General features: G+C 56.7%; 15 protein-coding genes. 5 read left to right on the plus strand and 10 right to left on the minus strand.

All coding sequences use genetic code 11. The features are described from left to right. Window positions 1-10: 10 nt before the first annotated feature. Together rho and trxA are read right to left on the minus strand one after the other, a co-directional pair. Window positions 11-1,279, minus strand: a complete 1,269-nt coding sequence (gene rho / locus GJQ55_RS00625) for a transcription termination factor Rho (RefSeq protein ID WP_228345579.1) — start codon at window positions 1,277-1,279, stop codon at window positions 11-13. A gap of 174 nt (window positions 1,280-1,453) precedes the next feature. Then, on the minus strand, window positions 1,454-1,780 hold the full coding sequence (gene trxA / locus GJQ55_RS00630) for a thioredoxin TrxA (RefSeq protein ID WP_228345580.1): 327 nt from the start codon (window positions 1,778-1,780) through the stop codon (window positions 1,454-1,456). Between the two features lie 149 nt (window positions 1,781-1,929). On the opposite strand from trxA, the gene ppx reads away from it, so the two are divergent. Beyond that, window positions 1,930-3,432: an exopolyphosphatase gene (gene ppx / locus GJQ55_RS00635; RefSeq protein WP_338147397.1), complete on the plus strand. Its 1,503-nt coding sequence runs from the start codon at window positions 1,930-1,932 to the stop codon at window positions 3,430-3,432. A 25-nt stretch (window positions 3,433-3,457) separates the two neighbouring features. Here the strand turns inward: ppx and GJQ55_RS00640 are convergent, their stop codons facing one another. The 4 genes from GJQ55_RS00640 to hemB are packed head-to-tail and all read right to left on the minus strand — an operon-like array spanning window position 3,458 to window position 9,461. Next, window positions 3,458-5,863: a copper resistance system multicopper oxidase gene (locus GJQ55_RS00640; protein WP_228345582.1), complete on the minus strand. Its 2,406-nt coding sequence runs from the start codon at window positions 5,861-5,863 to the stop codon at window positions 3,458-3,460. A gap of 39 nt (window positions 5,864-5,902) precedes the next feature. After that, the gene (locus GJQ55_RS00645) at window positions 5,903-6,331 is read right to left on the minus strand and encodes a hypothetical protein (protein ID WP_228345583.1); all 429 of its coding nucleotides are present in this window, start codon (window positions 6,329-6,331) and stop codon (window positions 5,903-5,905) included. A 10-nt stretch (window positions 6,332-6,341) separates the two neighbouring features. Beyond that, window positions 6,342-8,441 carry a polyphosphate kinase 1 gene (ppk1, locus tag GJQ55_RS00650; protein WP_228345584.1) on the minus strand — a complete coding sequence of 700 codons (2,100 nt, stop codon included), beginning with the start codon at window positions 8,439-8,441 and terminating at the stop codon, window positions 6,342-6,344. 9 nt (window positions 8,442-8,450) lie between these two features. Beyond that, window positions 8,451-9,461 carry a porphobilinogen synthase gene (hemB, locus tag GJQ55_RS00655; RefSeq protein WP_228345585.1) on the minus strand — a complete coding sequence of 337 codons (1,011 nt, stop codon included), beginning with the start codon at window positions 9,459-9,461 and terminating at the stop codon, window positions 8,451-8,453. Between the two features lie 245 nt (window positions 9,462-9,706). On the opposite strand from hemB, the gene GJQ55_RS00660 reads away from it, so the two are divergent. Beyond that, window positions 9,707-10,183 (plus strand): thioesterase family protein, encoded by a 477-nt coding sequence (locus GJQ55_RS00660; protein ID WP_228345586.1) that lies wholly within the window; start codon window positions 9,707-9,709, stop codon window positions 10,181-10,183. A 42-nt stretch (window positions 10,184-10,225) separates the two neighbouring features. Here GJQ55_RS00660 and GJQ55_RS00665 read toward each other — a convergent pair whose 3' ends face one another. Continuing rightward, entirely contained in the window at window positions 10,226-12,922 is a 2,697-nt protein-coding gene (locus GJQ55_RS00665; protein ID WP_228345587.1) for an intermembrane phospholipid transport YdbH family protein, read from the minus strand. Window positions 12,923-12,926: 4 nt separating this feature from the next. Continuing rightward, window positions 12,927-13,601, minus strand: coding sequence for a ribose-5-phosphate isomerase RpiA (gene rpiA / locus GJQ55_RS00670; protein ID WP_228345588.1), 675 nt, complete (start codon window positions 13,599-13,601; stop codon window positions 12,927-12,929). A gap of 105 nt (window positions 13,602-13,706) precedes the next feature. Between rpiA and ilvA the strand changes: the two genes are divergently transcribed. Together ilvA and GJQ55_RS00680 are read left to right on the plus strand one after the other, a co-directional pair. Beyond that, window positions 13,707-15,224, plus strand: a complete 1,518-nt coding sequence (gene ilvA / locus GJQ55_RS00675; protein ID WP_228345589.1) for a threonine ammonia-lyase, biosynthetic — start codon at window positions 13,707-13,709, stop codon at window positions 15,222-15,224. Between the two features lie 127 nt (window positions 15,225-15,351). Beyond that, complete coding sequence (locus tag GJQ55_RS00680; RefSeq protein WP_228345590.1) at window positions 15,352-16,083, plus strand: lysophospholipid acyltransferase family protein; 732 nt, start codon at window positions 15,352-15,354, stop codon at window positions 16,081-16,083. Here the strand turns inward: GJQ55_RS00680 and smrA are convergent. Continuing rightward, a complete protein-coding gene (gene smrA, locus GJQ55_RS00685; RefSeq protein WP_228345591.1) occupies window positions 16,080-16,679 on the minus strand; it encodes a DNA endonuclease SmrA in 600 nt (199 codons plus the stop codon). The genes GJQ55_RS00680 and smrA overlap by 4 nt on opposite strands. Window positions 16,680-16,939: 260 nt before the next feature. Between smrA and GJQ55_RS00690 the strand changes: the two genes are divergently transcribed. Further along, entirely contained in the window at window positions 16,940-17,536 is a 597-nt protein-coding gene (locus tag GJQ55_RS00690; RefSeq protein WP_228345592.1) for a hypothetical protein, read from the plus strand. Between the two features lie 67 nt (window positions 17,537-17,603). Here the strand turns inward: GJQ55_RS00690 and GJQ55_RS00695 are convergent, their stop codons facing one another. Continuing rightward, window positions 17,604-18,329 carry a DUF481 domain-containing protein gene (locus tag GJQ55_RS00695; protein WP_228345593.1) on the minus strand — a complete coding sequence of 242 codons (726 nt, stop codon included), beginning with the start codon at window positions 18,327-18,329 and terminating at the stop codon, window positions 17,604-17,606. Between the last annotated feature and the right edge of the window lie 147 nt (window positions 18,330-18,476).

Raw genomic sequence — 18,476 nt, forward strand, 5'->3', positions numbered from 1 at the left:
GTGGCCGGTATTACTTACCCGGGCCGCCGCGCATGGAGTCGAAGAAGTCGTCATTGGTTTTGGTCTGACGCAGCTTATCGAGCAGGAACTCGATGGCCTGCACATCTTCCATTTCCGACAGCAGACGCCGCAGAATCCACAGACGCTGCAGCGCCTGTTCGTCGTACATCATGTCTTCACGACGGGTGCCGGAACGACGGATGTTGATGGCCGGGTAAATACGTTTCTCGGCGATCTTGCGGTCGAGGTGCAGTTCCTGGTTACCGGTACCTTTGAACTCTTCGTAAATCACTTCGTCCATCTTCGAGCCGGTATCCACCAGGGTGGTGGCGATGATGGTTAAGGAGCCACCTTCTTCCAGATTACGGGCGGCACCAAAGAAGCGCTTGGGTTTTTCCAGCGCGTTGGCATCCACACCACCGGTTAAGACTTTGCCGGAGGACGGCACCACGGTGTTGTAGGCACGGGCCAGACGGGTGATGGAGTCGAGCAGAATCACCACGTCGCGTTTGTGTTCGACCAGACGCTTGGCTTTTTCGATGACCATTTCGGCAACCTGCACGTGCCGTGACGGCGGTTCGTCGAAGGTGGAAGCGACCACTTCACCACGCACCGAGCGCTTCATTTCGGTTACTTCTTCCGGACGCTCATCGATCAGCAGTACGATCAGGTCACATTCCGGGTTGTTGCGGGCAATCGACTGCGCAATGGTCTGCAGCAGCATGGTTTTACCGGCTTTCGGCGGTGCCACAATCAGGCCGCGCTGGCCTTTACCAATGGGAGCAATCAGATCGAGAACGCGGGAGGAAAGGTCTTCGGTAGAGCCGTTACCCAGTTCCAGCACCAGGCGCTCGTTCGGGAACAGCGGGGTAAGGTTTTCAAACAGAACTTTGTTTTTGGTGCTTTCCGGCTTGTCGCCGTTAATTTCGTTAACTTTCAGCAGGGCAAAATAGCGTTCGCCTTCTTTGGGCGGGCGGATTTTACCGCTGACTTCATCGCCCTTGCGCAGGTTAAAGCGGCGGATCTGACTGGGGGATACATAGATATCGTCAGGGCCGGCGAGGTAAGAACTGTTAGAGCTGCGCAGGAAACCAAAACCATCCTGCAGAATTTCCAGCACACCATCACCGTAAATATCTTCGCCGCTTTTGGCATGGTGTTTCAGAATGGCGAAGATGATGTCTTGTTTACGGGTGCGGCTGACGTTCTCGAGGTTCATCTCCTTGGCAATATCCAGGAGCTCAGGAACGGACTTAAGTTTCAGATCAGAAAGATTCATAAAGGGTTGGATTTATTGCAGTTATTGAAGGGAGTTTGATGCTTGATCAAGAGAGGGCGACCCGGGGACCCCGAGCGTTGGCAAACTATAGACGCATTCCCGGGCGGGTGTCCACAAAAAAGGCGCCTGTTGGCGCCTTTTTTGTTCAGTCTGCAACCTTGGTCGGAAGCGCTCTTACAGGGCTTGTTCGATAAAGGCGGTCAGTTCAGATTTGCTCATGGCACCAATTTTGGTGGCTTCCGGCTGACCGTTTTTGAACAGAATCAGGGTCGGGATAGAGCGGATGTTGAACTTCGGCGCAGTGGCTTCGTTCTGGTCAATATTCAGCTTGGCCACTTTCAGTTTGCCGGCGTATTCAGCCGCCACTTCTTCCAGTACCGGAGCAATCATTTTGCACGGACCACACCACTCAGCCCAGAAATCCACCAGCACCGGCAGGTCGGAACCCAGTACGTCGGCGTCAAAGGAGTCGTCGGATACGGTCAGGATGTTATCGCTCATGTGTTTCCCCTGTGGAAAAATTACGGAAAGATGGCTTGCATTGTACGCCGACACGAGCCGGAATCAATGTGCAATCCGGTGCTGGACGTCACCGCCGGCTGGTTGCATAGTTCAGCCTTTGTCTGCAGCGGTGTGCAGGAAGAATGTTTATGAGTGATGCAACCAACGCCGGCAGTGATTTGATTGCTGCGGTAGACCTGGGCTCCAACAGTTTTCACATGGTGCTGGCGCGGGAGTTTCAGGGCGAATTCCGGGTGCTGGAAAAACGTGGCCAGAAGGTGCAGCTGGCGGCTGGTCTGGATGAACAGGGGATATTATCGGAAGAAGCCCAGCAACGCGGGCTGGATTGTTTGCGCGAGTTCTCGCAGTTTCTGCAGGGTATGGACGGCAGCCGGGTCAGCGTATTGGCCACCAATGCCTTGCGCGCCGCGCGTAACCGGCAGCAATTTATTGACCGTGCCGGGCAAATATTGGGCTATCCCATCGAAGTGATTGCCGGCCGTGAAGAGGCGCGGCTGATTTATCTTGGCGTGGCGCATACCCAGGCCGATGATGCCGGCAAACGGTTGGTGGTGGATATCGGCGGCGGCAGTACCGAATTTATTATCGGCGAACGCTTCGAGCCATTGGCGCTGGAAAGCCTGCACATGGGCTGTGTTTCCTATACGAAACAGTTTTTTCCCGATGGCGTTATTACCGAATCCCGGTTTAACGAGGCGGTCGCCGCCGCCAGCCAGGAACTGCAGGCGATTCAGCAGCAGTATCAGCAGCTGGGCTGGCATCAGGTGGTCGGTTCTTCCGGCACCATCCGTGCGGTGGAGCAGGCCTTGCTCGAAAATGGCTGGGAAACCGAAGGCATCAGTGCCGCCGGATTGGAAAAACTGACCCGGCAAATGCTCAGTTACGCCCATGTCGATGAGGTCAGTCTGCCCGGTGTCAAACCGGAGCGGCGCCAGGTGTTTATTGGTGGCTTAGCCATTTTGCAGGCGGTCTTCCAAACCCTGAAATTGTCGCGGATGCAGTATTCCGACGGCGCGCTGCGGGAAGGCGCGTTATGGGATCTGGTCGGCCGTTCCGGCCATGAAAATGTGCGCGAGCGTACCCTGCAGGCATTGTCTGAGCGCTTTCACACCGATACCGCGCAGGCACAGCGTGTGGAAGAGATGGCGTTGCAGTTATTTCAGCAGGTACGCCACGACTGGCAGCTGGATCAGAACTGGGGCGAGTGGCTGAAACGCGCCGCCCGCCTGCATGAAATTGGTCTGAGCATTGCTCACAGCGGCTTTCATAAGCACGGCGGTTATTTACTGGAGCACGCCGACTTACTGGGCTTTACCAAGCAGGGGCAGGCCAAGCTGGCGGCGCTGGTGCGCAGCCACCGGCGCAAAATTCTGCCGGAATACTTTGCCGGTTTACCCGAACCGGTACGGCCGCCGCTGCTGCGCGTGGCGCGCCTGTTGCGGCTGGCGGTGGTGCTGAACCACAGTCGTGGTGCCCATGCGTTGCCGGTACCGCAATTACAGGTGGATGGCGACACATTACAGCTGACTCTGCCCGCCGGTTGGCTGGCAGAGCATCCGTTAACGGCCCGTGATCTGCAGGATGAAATTAAACTGCAGAAGCAGGCCGGGTTGGTATTACTGGTAAGCTGACGGTCAGCACCGCCGGGTTGTTCGATCAGAATAACAGCGTTAAACCCAGACCGGCCTGCCATTGCTGTTCGGCTTTGGTGTTGCTGGCTTCGTGCTCATGCGTCCAGGCAATATCCACAAAGGGCCGTATGCGTTTGCTGATTTCATAACGGGTTTCTAACCCGATACGCAGTTCGCTCAGACCATTACGCAGCTCATCCCGTTCGTTATTCAGTACATATTCCGCATCCACATAGGGCTGGGTAATCCAGCGCTGCGTCAGCAGTAAATCACGCTCAGCTTCCAGTGTGATGGCCTGGCGGTCGGGGTGCAGCCACAGGTGCAGATCGGTTTCGATAAAACCGGGCGCCAGTCCGTGCACGCCGATAATGGCCGCTTCCTGCTGCAATAGTTCACGCTCCTGATAGCCGATACCCAGCTGAATATCCCAGAATTCGCTGTGCATGCGGCTATACAGCAGCAGGGCGTCGTAATTCGCATCGTGACCGGCTTCTTGATGGCCATGCGCCTTGATAAACAGCCGGTTTTCATCGGTGCCGATACGGCTTTCAATTTCTCCCTGCCAGCTGTCGTCATGGTGCTCATTCTGATACAGACCGAGATCGGCCAGCGTGCTGTGGAAAATCTGATTACCGTGTTCACGGCCATGCGCAGGTGACGGATTTATGAGAGGCGCTGCGGATGTCACGGGTTTCTGATGATGGCCGTGATGATGATCGGCATGTTCAGTCGGGTTCTCCTCACTCACCTGAGCCACCACCACTTTGTTCATCATGCCGGAACTCATGTGGTACAGCAGATGACAATGAATAGCCCACTCGCCCGGCTCATTGGCCGTTAACAGTGCGCTGACGGTTTGTCCTGGTGGCACAATAATGGTGTGTTTATTCGGCAATAATGCGGCATCGGCACCGTTTTCCAGTTGCATAAACATACCGTGCAGGTGCATGGGGTGCGCCATCATGCTGTTGTTCACAAAGGTCAGGCGTACACGCTCACCGAATTGCAGTTGCCAGGGTTCGGCCTCGGTGAATTTTTTACCATTTAATGTCCAGATGTAGCGCTCCATGCTGCCACCCAGGTTAATCACCAGATCGCGTGCCGGTGGTCGTTGATCCGGTTGTGGCAGCAGCGATTGTAAATCGTGATACTGCAGCATTTTATGGCCGTCCGGCGTGGCGGCATCAGCCCAGCCTGATACTGGTATGTCATGACCCTGATGCGGGTGATGACCGGCGTGTTCATCCTGCTTCGCCGCCATGCGGTGGTGAGCGTGTTCATCATGGTGATGGTCGTTATGTGCAGCATGATTCATCGTCGCCATATCGTGACCGCTATGTTCTTCGTGCCCCATATCGGCCATGGTCAGTAAGGCGCGCGGTCGGGCTTGCGGCTCGGCAATCGGTGCAGCCGGTTCTTTACCATTACTTAATAACGCGAGAGCAAAGCCACTGCGGTCAATGGATTCCGCTTCCAGCGCATAACGGTCGTTGCGGGGGCGGATCAGTACGTCGTACGTTTCGGCGGTACCAATGCGGAATTCCTGCACGGTGACGGGTTTTACCGGCTGACCATCAGCGCTGACCACGACCATATCCAGACCGGGAATCCGCACATCAAAAAACGACATGGCAGCGGCGTTAATAAAGCGCAGCCGCACGGTGTCGCCGGGGCGGAATTCTCCGTGCCAGGGGCTGGCGGCAGGCTGGCCATTCACCAGAAAGGTATAGCCGGTAACGTCGGCCAGATCGGTGCGCAACATGCGCATCTGATTCCAGTCGGCGCGCTCACGCAGCGTGCTCAGCAGGCCATCGTGCTGAATCTGGCGCCACACATCGGCCAGGGTTTCACGCTGATCCTGATAATATTCGGCGGTCTTTTTCAGATTTTTCATGATCTGCTCGCCGGGCAGGTCATGAAAATCCGACAGCATCACGACGTAATCGCGCTCACTGCGTTCATGCGTTGCCACGGGCTGTTGACCGGCCGGATGCACAATAAACGCACCGTATAAACCGTCCTGCTCCTGACTGCGGCTGTGCGCGTGATACCAGTAAGTGCCGTGCTGACGCAGTGTAAAGCGATACTCAAAATGGGTTCCCGGCGGAATACCGGGAAAGCCATTAAAACCGGGCACGCCGTCCATATAGCCGGGCAATAATAAGCCGTGCCAATGCACAGACGTGTCCTGATTTTTCAGGTCATTGTGAACGTGAATAACGGCTTCTTCGCCTTCTTCAAATTCCAGCGTGGGGGCTGGAAACTGGCCATTCACGGTAATGCGGGGTAATGCTTTGCCGGTAATGTTCACCGGTTGTTCGGCAATGTGCAGGTGGTATTCACGCACCTTGGCGGGGGTGCCAGCCTGCACCTGCATAAACATCAAAAGGCCTGCCAGCAACAGCGGCAGACGCACGAATAATCGGGTCATAAACAATCTCCTGAAACTGAAAAAATAAAACGATTCAGCTCAGGTATTTTGTGGCGGGCGTAACAGCAAAGATGGATGGCCCAGGCGCGGATTATCAATAAACCACTGGGCGAAGACGTGCAGCGGTGGTGTGGCGCTTACCGCAGCGGTATGTCCCGGCATGGTCAGCCAGTGGCACAGCTGCTGACACAAGGATTGTGCACAATCGGGGCAGTCGTCATGGGATGTGGCGGAGTGTGAGGTGAAACGGTGGTCGGGCGCGGCGTCCGCCGCCCTGTCGTGGCAGGGCAATACGTGATCTTCGTCAGTGGCAGCAATTGGTGTCGCTGCCGGGTGTGCCGGTGTTGCCGGTACGGCGTCATGAGCAGGTAATGCATGCAGCGGAGTAACGGCCGACAACAGGCTGCCCCACGCCATTAACAGCGTGCACATCAGAATCAGCCAGGCCGGTCGTTGTTTTTTCTGCATCCGTTATTACTCAGGACGAGCTGGCCGCCAGGGTTTCCAGCAGCAGGCTCTGGGCCTTGATAATATCAGCGTTTTTACCCGGCTGGGCGCGCACATAGGTGCCATCGGGCTGCAGATCCCAGGCCTGACAGTTGTCCTGCATGTACACTTCCAGCTCGTTTTTCATGCGCTCTTTCAGTTTGTTGTTTTCAATCGGGAAGGCGGTTTCGACCCGGTGCAGCAGGTTGCGTTCCATCATGTCAGCACTGCCGGCGTAAATTTCGTCTTTGCCGTTATTGAAGAAGTAATACACCCGGGTGTGTTCCAGGAAGCGGCCAACGATGGAGCGTACCCGGATGTTCTCCGACAGTCCGGCAATGCCCGGCCGCAGACAACACATACCCCGGATAATCAGCTCGACTTTAACCCCTGCCTGCGCCGCTTTATACAGCGCCCGGATTAATTTGGGTTCGGTTAAACCGTTGGCCTTAATGCGGATTAACGCCGGTTTACCGGCTTCGGCATGGCCGCGTTCGCGGTCGACCATTTCGATCAGTTTTTTGTGCAGGGTAAAGGGCGCATGGAACAGTTTTTTAATGCGCAGCGCTTCGCCCATGCCGGTGAGTTGCTGGAATACTTTGTGTACGTCTTCACCGATGGAATCGTCACAGGTTAAGAAACTGTAATCGGTATAGGCGCGCGCATTCCCGGCGTGATAATTACCGGTACCCAGATGTACATAGCGTTTATATTTGTCGCCTTCTTTGCGCACAATCAGCATCATTTTGGCATGGGTTTTATAGCCCACCACGCCATACACCACCACCGCACCGGCTTCCTGCAGGCGGTTGGCCAGATACAGGTTTTCTTCTTCGTCGAAGCGCGCGCGCAATTCAATTACTACCGTTACTTCTTTGCCATTACGGGCGGCATCGACCAGCGCATTGACGATTTCCGACTTGGCGCCGGTACGGTACAGGGTTTGTTTAATAGCGCGCACGTTCGGGTCTTTGGCGGCTTCGCGCAGTAAATCCACTACCGGGGTGAAAGACTCAAAGGGATGCAGCAATAACGTGTCTTTATCGCGGATACTTTCAAAAATACTTTTCTTGAAATTGATGTGCTTGGGCAGCCCTGGCGTGAACGGCGGATATTGCAGATCGGGGCGATTGATCTGAGCGATCACTTCCATTAACCGGCCCAGGTTCACCGGACCATTCACCCGGTACAAATCGTTGTTTTCCAGGCCGAATTTTTTCAGCAGAAACAGCGTCATGTCTTCAGGGCAGTTGTCGGCTACTTCAAGCCGCATTTCGTCACCGAAATTGCGCGAGTGCAGTTCGTCTTCCAGCGCCGAGGCTAAATCGGCAGTGTCTTCGTGGTCAATTTCCAGGTCAGCATTACGGGTAACGCGGAACTGATAACAGCCTTTTACCGTCATGCCGGGGAATAATTCATCGGCGTATTCGTGAATCATCGACGACAGGAAAATAAAGTGATCACCGCCGCTGGTCAGGGCATCCGGTACCCGGATAATGCGCGGCAGAGAGCGCGGTGCCGGAATAATGGCCATACCGGTTTCACGGCCAAAGGCGTCTTTACCCTCCAGCTCGACAATAAAATTCAGCGATTTATTCACCAGCCTGGGGAAGGGGTGCGAGGGGTCCAGCCCGATGGGGCTGATCAGTGGCTGAATATTGTCGTCAAAATAAGCCCGTACCCACACCCGCTGTTCTTCGCTCCAGTCAGCGCGGCGCAGGAAATGAATATTTTCTTTTTCCAGCGCCGGAATTAAGGTGTCATTCAGAATGCTGTACTGGCGTTCCACGGTGGTGCTGCACAGGGTATGAATGGCATTCAGCACCTGTTGCGGGTGCATGCCATCAGCCCCGGCCTGCTCGCGGGCAAACGCCAGCTGGCGGGTTAAATTAGCGACGCGGACTTCGTAAAATTCATCGAGGTTTTTGCTGAAAATACACAGAAAAAACAGCCGCTCCAGTAACGGATGCGTTTCATCCAGCGCTTGTTCCAGCACGCGGATATTAAACTGCAGGTGTGACAGCTCGCGGTTAATGTAATATTCGCTGCTGTTCACATCGATGATTTTTTCTACGCTGTTCGCGTCGCTCATAAACCGTCCTTAAGAATTAAGCCACTCGGCATATTGTTTGGCGTAGTAAGTCAGAATGCCATCGGCACCGGCGCGTTTAATGCACAGTAAGGATTCGTGCATCACCGCGTTGTCGTCCAGCCAGCCGTTTAAGGCGGCCGCCTTGTGCATGGCGTATTCACCACTCACCTGATACACAAAGGTGGGGGCTTTAAATTCATCTTTAATGCGGCGCACGATATCCAGGTAGGGCATGCCCGGTTTGATCATTACCATGTCGGCGCCTTCGGCCAGATCGAGGGCCACTTCGTGCAGCGCTTCGTCGCTGTTGGCCGGGTCCATCTGGTAGGTTTTCTTGTCGGCTTTGCCAAGGTTGGCGGCGGAGCCAACGGCATCGCGGAACGGGCCGTAATAGGCCGAGGCATATTTGGCGGAATAGGCCATGATGCGGGTGTTCACGAAGCTGTCTTCTTCCAGCGCGGCGCGGATATCGGCAATGCGGCCATCCATCATGTCGGACGGTGCAACAATATCGGCACCGGCTTCAGCGTGTGACAGCGCTTGTTTGACCAGGGTTTCTACCGTACGGTCGTTCAGCACATAACCATCGCGGTCGATGATGCCGTCCTGGCCGTGGGTGGTGAAGGGGTCAAGGGCAACGTCGGTAATCACGCCCATTTCCGGCACCGCATCTTTAATGGCGCGCACGGCGCGCTGGGCCAGACCGTTGGGGTTAAAGGCTTCTTCGGCAAATTCTGTTTTTGCTTCCGGTGGGGTGACCGGAAACAAGGCGACCGCCGGAATGCCCAGCTTATACAGATGCTTAACCTCAGCGACCAGCAGGTCGATGGACAGGCGCTCGATACCCGGCATGGAGGCAATTTTTTCGCGCTCCTGATGACCTTCCAGCACAAACATCGGGTAAATCAGGCTGTCGGTGGTCAGCTGAGTCTCACGCATCAGGCGACGGGAAAAATCATCGCGGCGCATCCGGCGCAGGCGGGTTTCCGGGAAAAAGCGTTGGGCATCGCTGAAAGCCATGAGGGAATCTCCAGTGGTAGCGGGGAACAGGGAAAGTATGGCCATTCTAGCCCGAAAGTGCGCTGATATAACGCAAAGTTTGGTCTGTCCGGGCGCTGCTGCCGCCTGGCCGGCACTGTGCCCGGGTAATGTTACAAAAATGTGACCGCTGGGCAGATAGGCCACTGTTGGTGGGCGTTTCTGCCCTTTACCGAAATGGGCGGGACCGCAACAATGCGGCTTCAATCCACCAACAGGTAAACCCCATGAGCTTGCAGGCCGAAGGATTCAGCAAAACCGAACTGACACTGGCCACCAATTTTCTTGATCAGATTCCGTTCAACAAATTACTGGGGCTGAAGCCAACATTATTAAGTGGCGAGCGTTGTGAATTTACCCTGGCCATGCGTGACGATCTGGTCGGCAACTGGTTGCAGGGCATTCTGCACGGCGGTGTGATTGCCACGGCGCTGGATGTCAGTGGTGGGGCGATGGCGATGATTGCTACCTGGCAGCGTATGCACCGGCATGACATTCCGAAAAGCGAGCGGCCGCAAAAGCTGGCCAAGCTCGGCACCATCGATATGCGGGTGGATTACCTGCACCCCGGTAAAGGCAAAGAATTTACCATCAGCGCCACGCTGTTGCGTATCGGCAACAAAGTGGCCGTGACGCGGATGGAATTTCACAATGAAGACGGTGTATTAATTGCGGTAGGCACCGGCACCTATTTGTGTGGCTAAGGCAACGGCCCTTCAATAAGTGACGGATGTCTGCGCAATCTGTTATTGATATTTTTCTTCCAGCCGGGTGATGACATCCTGAGTGACCCGCAGGCTTTCCAGAAAATCGAGCAGGTTGTATTCCAGGTTCACATTTAAGTGGGTGGCCTGGCCGCCGAAAAAGTCCGGATTTTTACCCTGAAACTGCAGCGCCAGGTCGAGCTGGCCATCGGGTTGATACAGCACGCCGGTTTGCAGCTGGTTGTAGTGGAAATTTTCCAGTATCTGCATGGCCAGCCCAACGCTCTGGTCGCTCTGGCCCAGGGCATCCGCCGCCGGGCTCTGATAGCGGATAACGCCGCCGGGATCGCGGGCAAATAAATTACCGGCCGGTATCTGCGGCCCTTGCGGGGTCAGCACGATCGGCAGCAGGCCATCCAGGGTACCGTTGGCCTGCACCCCGGAGCCGGGTTCCAGCGCCGCGATCTGGCCAAGCTGAATGCGGCTGATTTCAATACCGAACGAGTTAATCTCACGGCGGCTGTCGTAGCGGATTAACGGGGTGTGGATACGGCCGCCCAGCAGGTCGGTGTGCATTTCATAAATTTCTATCTGGGCCCAGGACAGGTCAGCGGGAATACGGGTCTGGCTGCGTGCCAGCAGGTTGCTCAGCTCGATGCCGGGGTTGAGTTTCTGGCCACTGAACTGGGCATCCAGCAGGTAGTCGCCCTGAAATGGCCGGCGCAGCGCCAGCAAGGCATTCCAGCCTTCCAGCGCCACGCTGTTGTCGTAAATGGCGCTGAGGTTATCGGCGCGCAGGCTGATATCCGGGGTGACCAGCCAGCCATCCTGCTGTTGTTGCCAGTCGACCCAGCCCTGGCCGGCCAGATGACCACTGAGGAACTGAATTTTGGTCAGCGCGGCCATGCTGCTCAGATTCAGGCTGTCCCAGTTCAGCGGAGTGTCGTTCAGGTGCCATTGCAGGTTGCCCCGGCCGGCGCTCACATCATGCTGCAGGTTCAGGCGCAGTTGCAGTTGTTGTCGGGCGGCCTGCAGCTGCAGCTGGCCGGTTAACAGTGGTTGCTTGTCCAGCTGGCGCCATTGCAGCGGCCCCTGCAGTTGCACATCCGGAATGGGCCAGCCCTGAAAGCTGGAAGGCCCCAACGCCAGACTCAGCTCGCAACGGCTGAGTAAGCCACGCCGGGTCAGGGTCGGGCGGCACTGCAGGGTACTGGCCTGCAGCTGCAATTCGGTAGTGGCGTGGTGGCGATTGGCCGGCTGGCGCAGCGTGGCGGGCTGCAGTTGCAGGCGCAGCGGTGCCACTCGCAGTTGTTCACCCACCTGAGTGGCATACAGATTTCCCTCTGCGGCCAGCTGTGGCAGTAAGGTCAGCGCCAGCGGCGGCAGTTGCCAGCCTGGTAGTGCCGCTAACTGCAGCTGGCTGGTAAGCCCTTGCTCACTGTGCAGCTGCCAGTTACCGGCAGCGTCCAGTGCCGCACTGAGCGTGCCCTGCAGGCTGGCCTGTTGCAGCGGCAGACCGGCCTGTAGCGCCTGACCATTCTGTAACTGTGCCTGCAGCGGCAGCTGCAGGGTCAGGCCGTCCGGTTGCCAGTGCAGATCGGGTTGCAGTTGCAGATTGGCGACGCTGATACCGGCTGAGTTGTGCAGTTGTTGCTGCAGCTGGCCGTGCAGATGGCAGTGGCTTAAATCGGCGTGGCAGCGGCCCTGCAGTTGCTGGCTGGCCTGCAGGTGCAGGTCGGCGGCCGGCAGGCGGATCTGTTGGGGCATACCCTGCAGGTGCAGCAGCCAGTCGCTGGCGGGTTGTTCTTTGGTGACGGATAACAGCCATTCCCCGCTTTGCCAGTGAGCGGTTGCATGCAGCGGGCGGGCAATGGTGGTCAGGGTTGAGGCGCTGGTCAGTTGCAGATCGCGTGGCAGCACGCCGTTATTCGGCAGCTGTAGCGTGGCTTTGGCCAGCAGCTGGCCAAGCGGCAAGGGTAAACCGGCCAGCTGAGGTAAGCGTTCACTCAGAGCGGCCAGCTCGAGACGCTGGTCCAGTTGCAGGCGGGTGTGGTCGGTATCCTGTTCAACCATGCCGTACTGTTGCAGCAATAACTGGCTTTGTTCGGCCAGCAACAGCAACCATTGGCCACTGCTTTGCAGCTGCAGTTCCAGTTGCCAGGGTGCAGATAAACCGGTCAGCTGTACGTCACCATGTAAGCGCCATTGTTGTTGGTTGACGCTGGCCTGCAAGGTCGCGCTGGCGGCCGGGTGTTGCAGCAGAATGCGGTCTATCCGCAGTTGCTGCAGGGGCAGTTGCAGCCACTGGCTGAAGGGCGGAATGCTGATGGCCTGATTGAATTGTTCGCGCACACGTTCGCCGGCATTGGCGGCAGCGGCTTTGGCCAGTTTTTCGGCGCTGGGGGCGGGCAGGCTGAGGCGGATTTCCTGCAGTTGTAATTCACGCAGCCGGCCTTGCAGCAGTTCGGCGGGGTGCCAGTTCAGGTGCAGATTGTGCAGTTGCAGCTGGCTGCCGTCGGCCAGACTGAGCTGCAGGTGCTGAAGGTGCAGACGATTCCAGCTGAGCCGGGCAATGTGCAGGGTTGCCGGGTGTTCTGTGCTGCCCAGCAGGGTTGGCAGCCAATGGTTAAGCGCAGGTTGTAACAGGCTGGGCAGGGCGGCCAGCAGCAGTACCAGCAGCCCGGCGGTAAGGCCAAGACTGATGGCGGTTATCCGCAGCCAGCGCAATCCCTGCGTCATCGGTTTACTTCGCGGTCAGAGTGCGGACGCCTTTCTGAGTACCGAGCAGCAGCACATCGGCAGCGCGGCGGGCAAACAGGCCGTTGGTGATAACCCCGGTGATATGGTTGATGCGGTTTTCCATACCGATGGCAGAATCCACAAACAGATCGTAAACATCCAGAATCTGGCCGCCGTTATCGGTGACCACGCCTTCGCGGTAAACCGGGTTGCCACCCAGCTTGACCAGTTCGCGGGCAACGTAGGAGCGCGCCATCGGAATCACTTCAACCGGCAGCGGGAATTTGCCTAAGCGTTCCACCATTTTGGTTTCATCGGCAATGCAGATAAATTCGCGCGCCACGGCCGCCACGATTTTTTCCCGCGTCAACGCCGCACCGCCGCCTTTGATGAGTTCCAGATTGCGGTTCACTTCATCAGCACCATCGATATAAAAATCGAGCTTACCAACGTTGTTGAGGTCGAACACTTCAATGCCGTGGTCGCGCAGGCGCTGCGCGGTAGCTTCCGAGCTGGCCACGGCGCCGGCGAATAAAAATTTATCCTGCGCCAGAGCATCGATAAAACAATTGGCAGTGGAACCCGTACCAACACCGACGATGCTGTCTTTGTCGAGTTTCGGGCGGATATAAGCGGCAGCGGCTTCGCCGACGGCGCGTTTCAGTTCGTCTTGTGTCATGGCATTCAACCTCGCTTTGATGTGCGAATTATAGGCGCTGATGCGTTACAATGCCTGTCCTTCTGCGCAATTTGCCGCTTTTTTTGTACTCACTGGACTCCCGGTATGCTGAACGATTACCTGAAAAAGATTCTTGCCGCCCGCGTTTACGATGTCGCCATCGAATCGCCGCTGCACATTGCCCCCTTTCTGAGTGAGCGGCTGGGGAATCAGATTTGGGTGAAACGCGAAGATCAGCAGCCGGTGTATTCGTTCAAGTTGCGCGGCGCTTACAACAAAGTGGTGCAGCTGACCGAGGAAGAAAAAGCCAAAGGCGTGGTGGCGGCTTCGGCCGGCAATCATGCTCAGGGATTAGCGCTGGCCGCCCAGAAGCTGGGTATTAAAGCCACCATCGTGATGCCCCGCACCACCCCGGATATTAAAGTCCGTTCAGTCAAAGCCCGCGGCGCCAAGGTGGTGTTGCAGGGCGATGCCTTCGACGATGCCTTTGCCTATTCGCAGAAGCTGGTGGAAGAAAAAGGCATGACTTATGTGCACCCCTACGATGATCCGGAAGTGATCGCCGGCCAGGGCACCATTGCCATGGAAGTGCTGCGTCAGCTCAGTGGTCCGCTGGATGCGGTGTTTATTCCTGTTGGTGGTGGCGGTTTAATGGCTGGCATGGCGGCTTATATTAAGGCGCTGCGGCCGGATGTGCGGGTAATTGGGGTGGAAAGCTCCGAGTCGGCTTCGTTGCATGCCGCACTGGCCGCCGGTGAGCGGGTGATTCTGCCGCAGGTCGGTATTTTTGCCGACGGTGTGGCGGTGGCCCAGATCGGTAAAAACACCTGGGAAATCTGCAAAGACCATGTCGATGAAGTGATCACCTGTACCCCGGATGAAATCTGCGCGGCCATTAAAGATGTGTTTGATGACACCCGCGCCGTGTGTGAGCCCGCCGGCGCCCTGAGCGTGGCCGGGGTAAAAAAATACGTTGAACGTGAAGGCTGCGAAGGGTTGAACCTGGTCGCCATTCTCAGCGGCGCCAACGTCAATTTTGATCGCCTGCGTTATATTTCTGAGGTGGCGGAAATCGGTGAAGGGCGGGAAGTCATTCTGGCCGTTACCATTCCGGAACAGCCGGGCAGTTTTCAGCGCTTCTGCAGCTTAATCGGCAAGCGGCCGATTACCGAATTCAATTACCGTTATGGCGATGATAAGCAGGCGCAGATTTACGTCGGCATTAAAGTAGGCGCCGAACCGGGTGCCCGGCAGGCGCTGCTGGATGAGTTGCGCGCTGACCATTACCCGGTACTGGATATTACCGATGACGAAATGGCCAAATACCATATTCGCCATATGGTCGGTGGCCATGCGCCGGCCAGCGTCACCGATGAGCAGGTCTACCGCGTTGAGTTTCCGGAGCGCCCGGGTGCGTTGCTGAATTTCCTGCGCAAGCTGGGTAAGCAATTTAATATTTCGCTGTTCCATTACCGCAATCACGGCGCTGCCTACGGCCGGGTGCTGGTGGGCCTGCAGGTACCGGAAGACAAACACCAGTTACTGCAACAATGCCTGGATGATCTGGGTTATGCCTTCTGGGATGAAACCCAGAATATGGCCTACCAGTTATTCTTGCGCTGAACGATACAATGTATGGCCGTCGCCGGTCTTGTTGCCGGCGGCGTGATGACGGATAAAGACAATAATAAAAAAATAATACGCCGGGCAGGTTCTGCCCCGCAGCCGGATTAACTACAGGATTCCATTCATGCTTTATATGTTGCGTGCAGCGTATCTGACTCTGCATTTTTTAGTGGTTTGTTTTATTACGATGCTGGTCAGTGTGTTACGGCCCCGGCATCTGAATAACACCACTCAATGCGCGCGGCTGATGTGCTGGGCGTTGCCGGTGTTGCGGGTACGGGCTATCCGCAATAACGACTGCCCCATTAAGGGCCAGGAGCAGGCTATTTATGTGGTGAACCACCAATACACCATGGATGTGTTTACCTGCGCGACCATGCTGCCCGATCATATTGCCATTCTGGGAAAAAGCAGTTTGCGCTATGTGCCGGTGTTCGGTCTGGCGTTCTGGCTGGCGGGAAATATTTTCATCAATCGCCGCAATAAAGCCAAAGCCTGGGACACCATGGCCGAGGTCGCCCGTATTGTGAAACGTCGCGGTTGTTCGGTGTATATCTTTCCGGAAGGCACCCGCAGTCGCGGCCAAGGGCTGCAGCCGTTTAAATCCGGTGCCTTTGCGTTGGCGATTGAGTCGGGCTTACCGATTGTACCGATTGTGTTCAGCAGTACGCACAAACACATTGATCTGGGCCGCTGGAATACGGGCGTGGTGATGGGTGAATATCTGGAACCGATTCCGACCGCCGGCCTGACCGAAGCCGATGTAAAACCACTGGCCGAATTAACCCATCAGAAAATGCTGGCCGCCCTGCAGCGGCTGGATACAACGCTGGAGCAGCAGCGCGCCGCCGGTTAAAGCCGGCCCTTGCTGAATTGCTCCCGCGCGGCCTGTTTTTTGCGCTCGCTTTTGCGCAGTAATACATAAAACGCCCCGGCACCACCATGATGGGGTTGGGCGGTGTGAAACGCCTGTACATCGTCCAGCTCTGGCAGCCAGTGGGCGAGAAAGCTTTTCAGCACCGCCGGGTCTTTCTGATTGCGGTCGCCTTTGCCGGGTAAAATCAGCACGCTGCGTAAATCGTGTTCCATGCATTCGCGCACAAAGCGCAGTAATTCCCGCCGCGCTTCTTCGATGGTGCGGCGGTGCAGATCCAGCCGCGCTTCAATTTCATAGCGCCCCAGCCGTAATTTGCGGTACACCCCATCCTGAATACCAGGGCGTTTATAGCCCAGCACATCGTGCGGGCCGACCCGCGGTGCATCGCTGGTGGCCAGTGGTGCCACCACTTCGGCCGGTTTATCGGTGGCGGCCGCCTGCCGTCGTGCGGCCAGGCTGGCAGCATCGGCAGTGCTTTTTTGCAGGTCAGCCCTGGCTTTGGTCTGCAGGGGCGTAACCCCCTGCATTTCCTGCACAAACAGCGGGTCGGCGGTGGGGTTTTCAGGTGTTTTCATACAGCGTGTGTCCGTTGTTCCGGTGCTAAGGAGCCTCTGAATAACTCTGCACAGCTCTGCGCGAGTCTTTCCGGGCTGTAGAGCAAGGCGGCGAATGCAGAGAATGGCGGGTCCTTTTCAAGTTCGCCCTTAATGATACCCGACCGGCGAGGCGGGCGTCTGCCGTTGCCGCAGGGTGACAAAACTTTGCACACCGGCGACACAAGTTTGTGCCGGAATCCGTACACTGAGGGCGTTGTCGCAGTCAGTGGAACCGCATTATGTCGTTAGTCTCAGTTGGCAGAATCTTCACGCTCGTGCTGGCCGGTTGGTGGGTCAGTGCTGCGGCGTGGGCGTTTGAAGGTCTGCACCGGGAAATTGACTGGGTTAAGGAGTTGCAGTTGAGTGCCGCTCAGCAGCAGCAGCTGGAAGCCATTGAAGAACGTTATCAGCCTCTGCGTAAAGAGCAGATGCGCGGTTGTATGCGTGCCGCCGATGGCTTGCAGAAGATGCGCGAAGAGATGCATCAGGTACTGGATGTGCAGCAGCGCGAGAAGGCCCGCACCCTGATGCGGGCGCAGCATCAGCAGATGCAGTTACGCCACACCCGCGAGCTGGCGCATCGGCTGAATCTGCCGGATGAACAAAAAGATGCACTGCTGCAGGCGGTGACCAATTTGCAGGATGAATACCAGTGGCCGCTGGATATTGCCCAGCATGGCGCGGCCCGCCAGCAATACGAAACACTGCTGCAGGCGCAGCTGAATGCCGGCCAGCTGGCGCAGTGGCAACAGTGGCGGGAACAACGCCAGTATCAGTGGGCGCAGTCGGATAATGACAAAAAGAAGAAGCCCTGCCGTCGTCAGCAGGCAGAATAAGCCTGGCGCTAATGCCATAAAAAAACCGTGCCTGGCACGGTTTTTTTATGGGCGTTGAGCCGGTGGATCAGAAGCTGTATACCAGCGTGACTCCGAACTCGGTATCTTTATTGTCGCTGCCCAGCGGCACTTCATCGACGTATTTGATTTTGTAGCTCAGGTTCATGGCCAGGCTGCCGTTAAGGCGGCTTTGCAGGCCGGTTTCGGAACGGTAAATATTGTTATCGGCACCCATGTCAGCCGTAAATTCTTCAAAGAATTTTACCGCTTCGTTGATGGTCCACTGGTATTTCAGAGCCAGACGGCCGATGGCTTCTTCCTGGATTTCGCCGGTGTCATCGACTTTGTCGCGGCGATAACCGGGGCCGGCTTCCAGATCCAGGTGCATGGTGTCGGTGTTGATGGCGCGATAACCAAAACCAAAACCGGCGGTGCCCTGATATTTAAAACCACTGAAGCGGTCGCGTTCCTGGTCGGCGGTAATGGCCAGGTAGGTTGTTTCACTGAAATTACGGTCAAACTGCACTCCGGCGGTGTATTTCTCTTTCGAGGTTTCGCCGTCGTCTTTACTGTTCAGAGACGTCAGGCGCAGACGGGAATCCCACTGTGCGCCGGTGTGTTTTACCTCAAACTTACCGGTGGTGCTGGAGGTACTGGTGTTGCCCGACGTACGGATGCTGCCCAACTCGGCGGAGCCACTCCAGGCGGATTTTTCTTCCTCGGCTGCCATAACGGCAGGGCTGCTCATCAGGGCCAGCAGGCTGGCGGTAAACAGGGCGGATGGGGTGCGCATGATGTCCTCTCAATGCAGTTCGGGTTGGCAGCAGGTTAGCGGCCACACCGGGTGACTGCAACCATCAACAAGAGCATTGCTGCGGCATAAAGAGAGTGGTGGCAGATTGGCGGGCCGAAAAGAACACCGGCCTGCAGAGCAGGCCGG

Origin of the sequence: Venatoribacter cucullus (assembly GCF_016132445.1) — a bacterium.
Lineage (GTDB): Bacteria > Pseudomonadota > Gammaproteobacteria > Pseudomonadales > Oceanobacteraceae > Venatoribacter > Venatoribacter cucullus.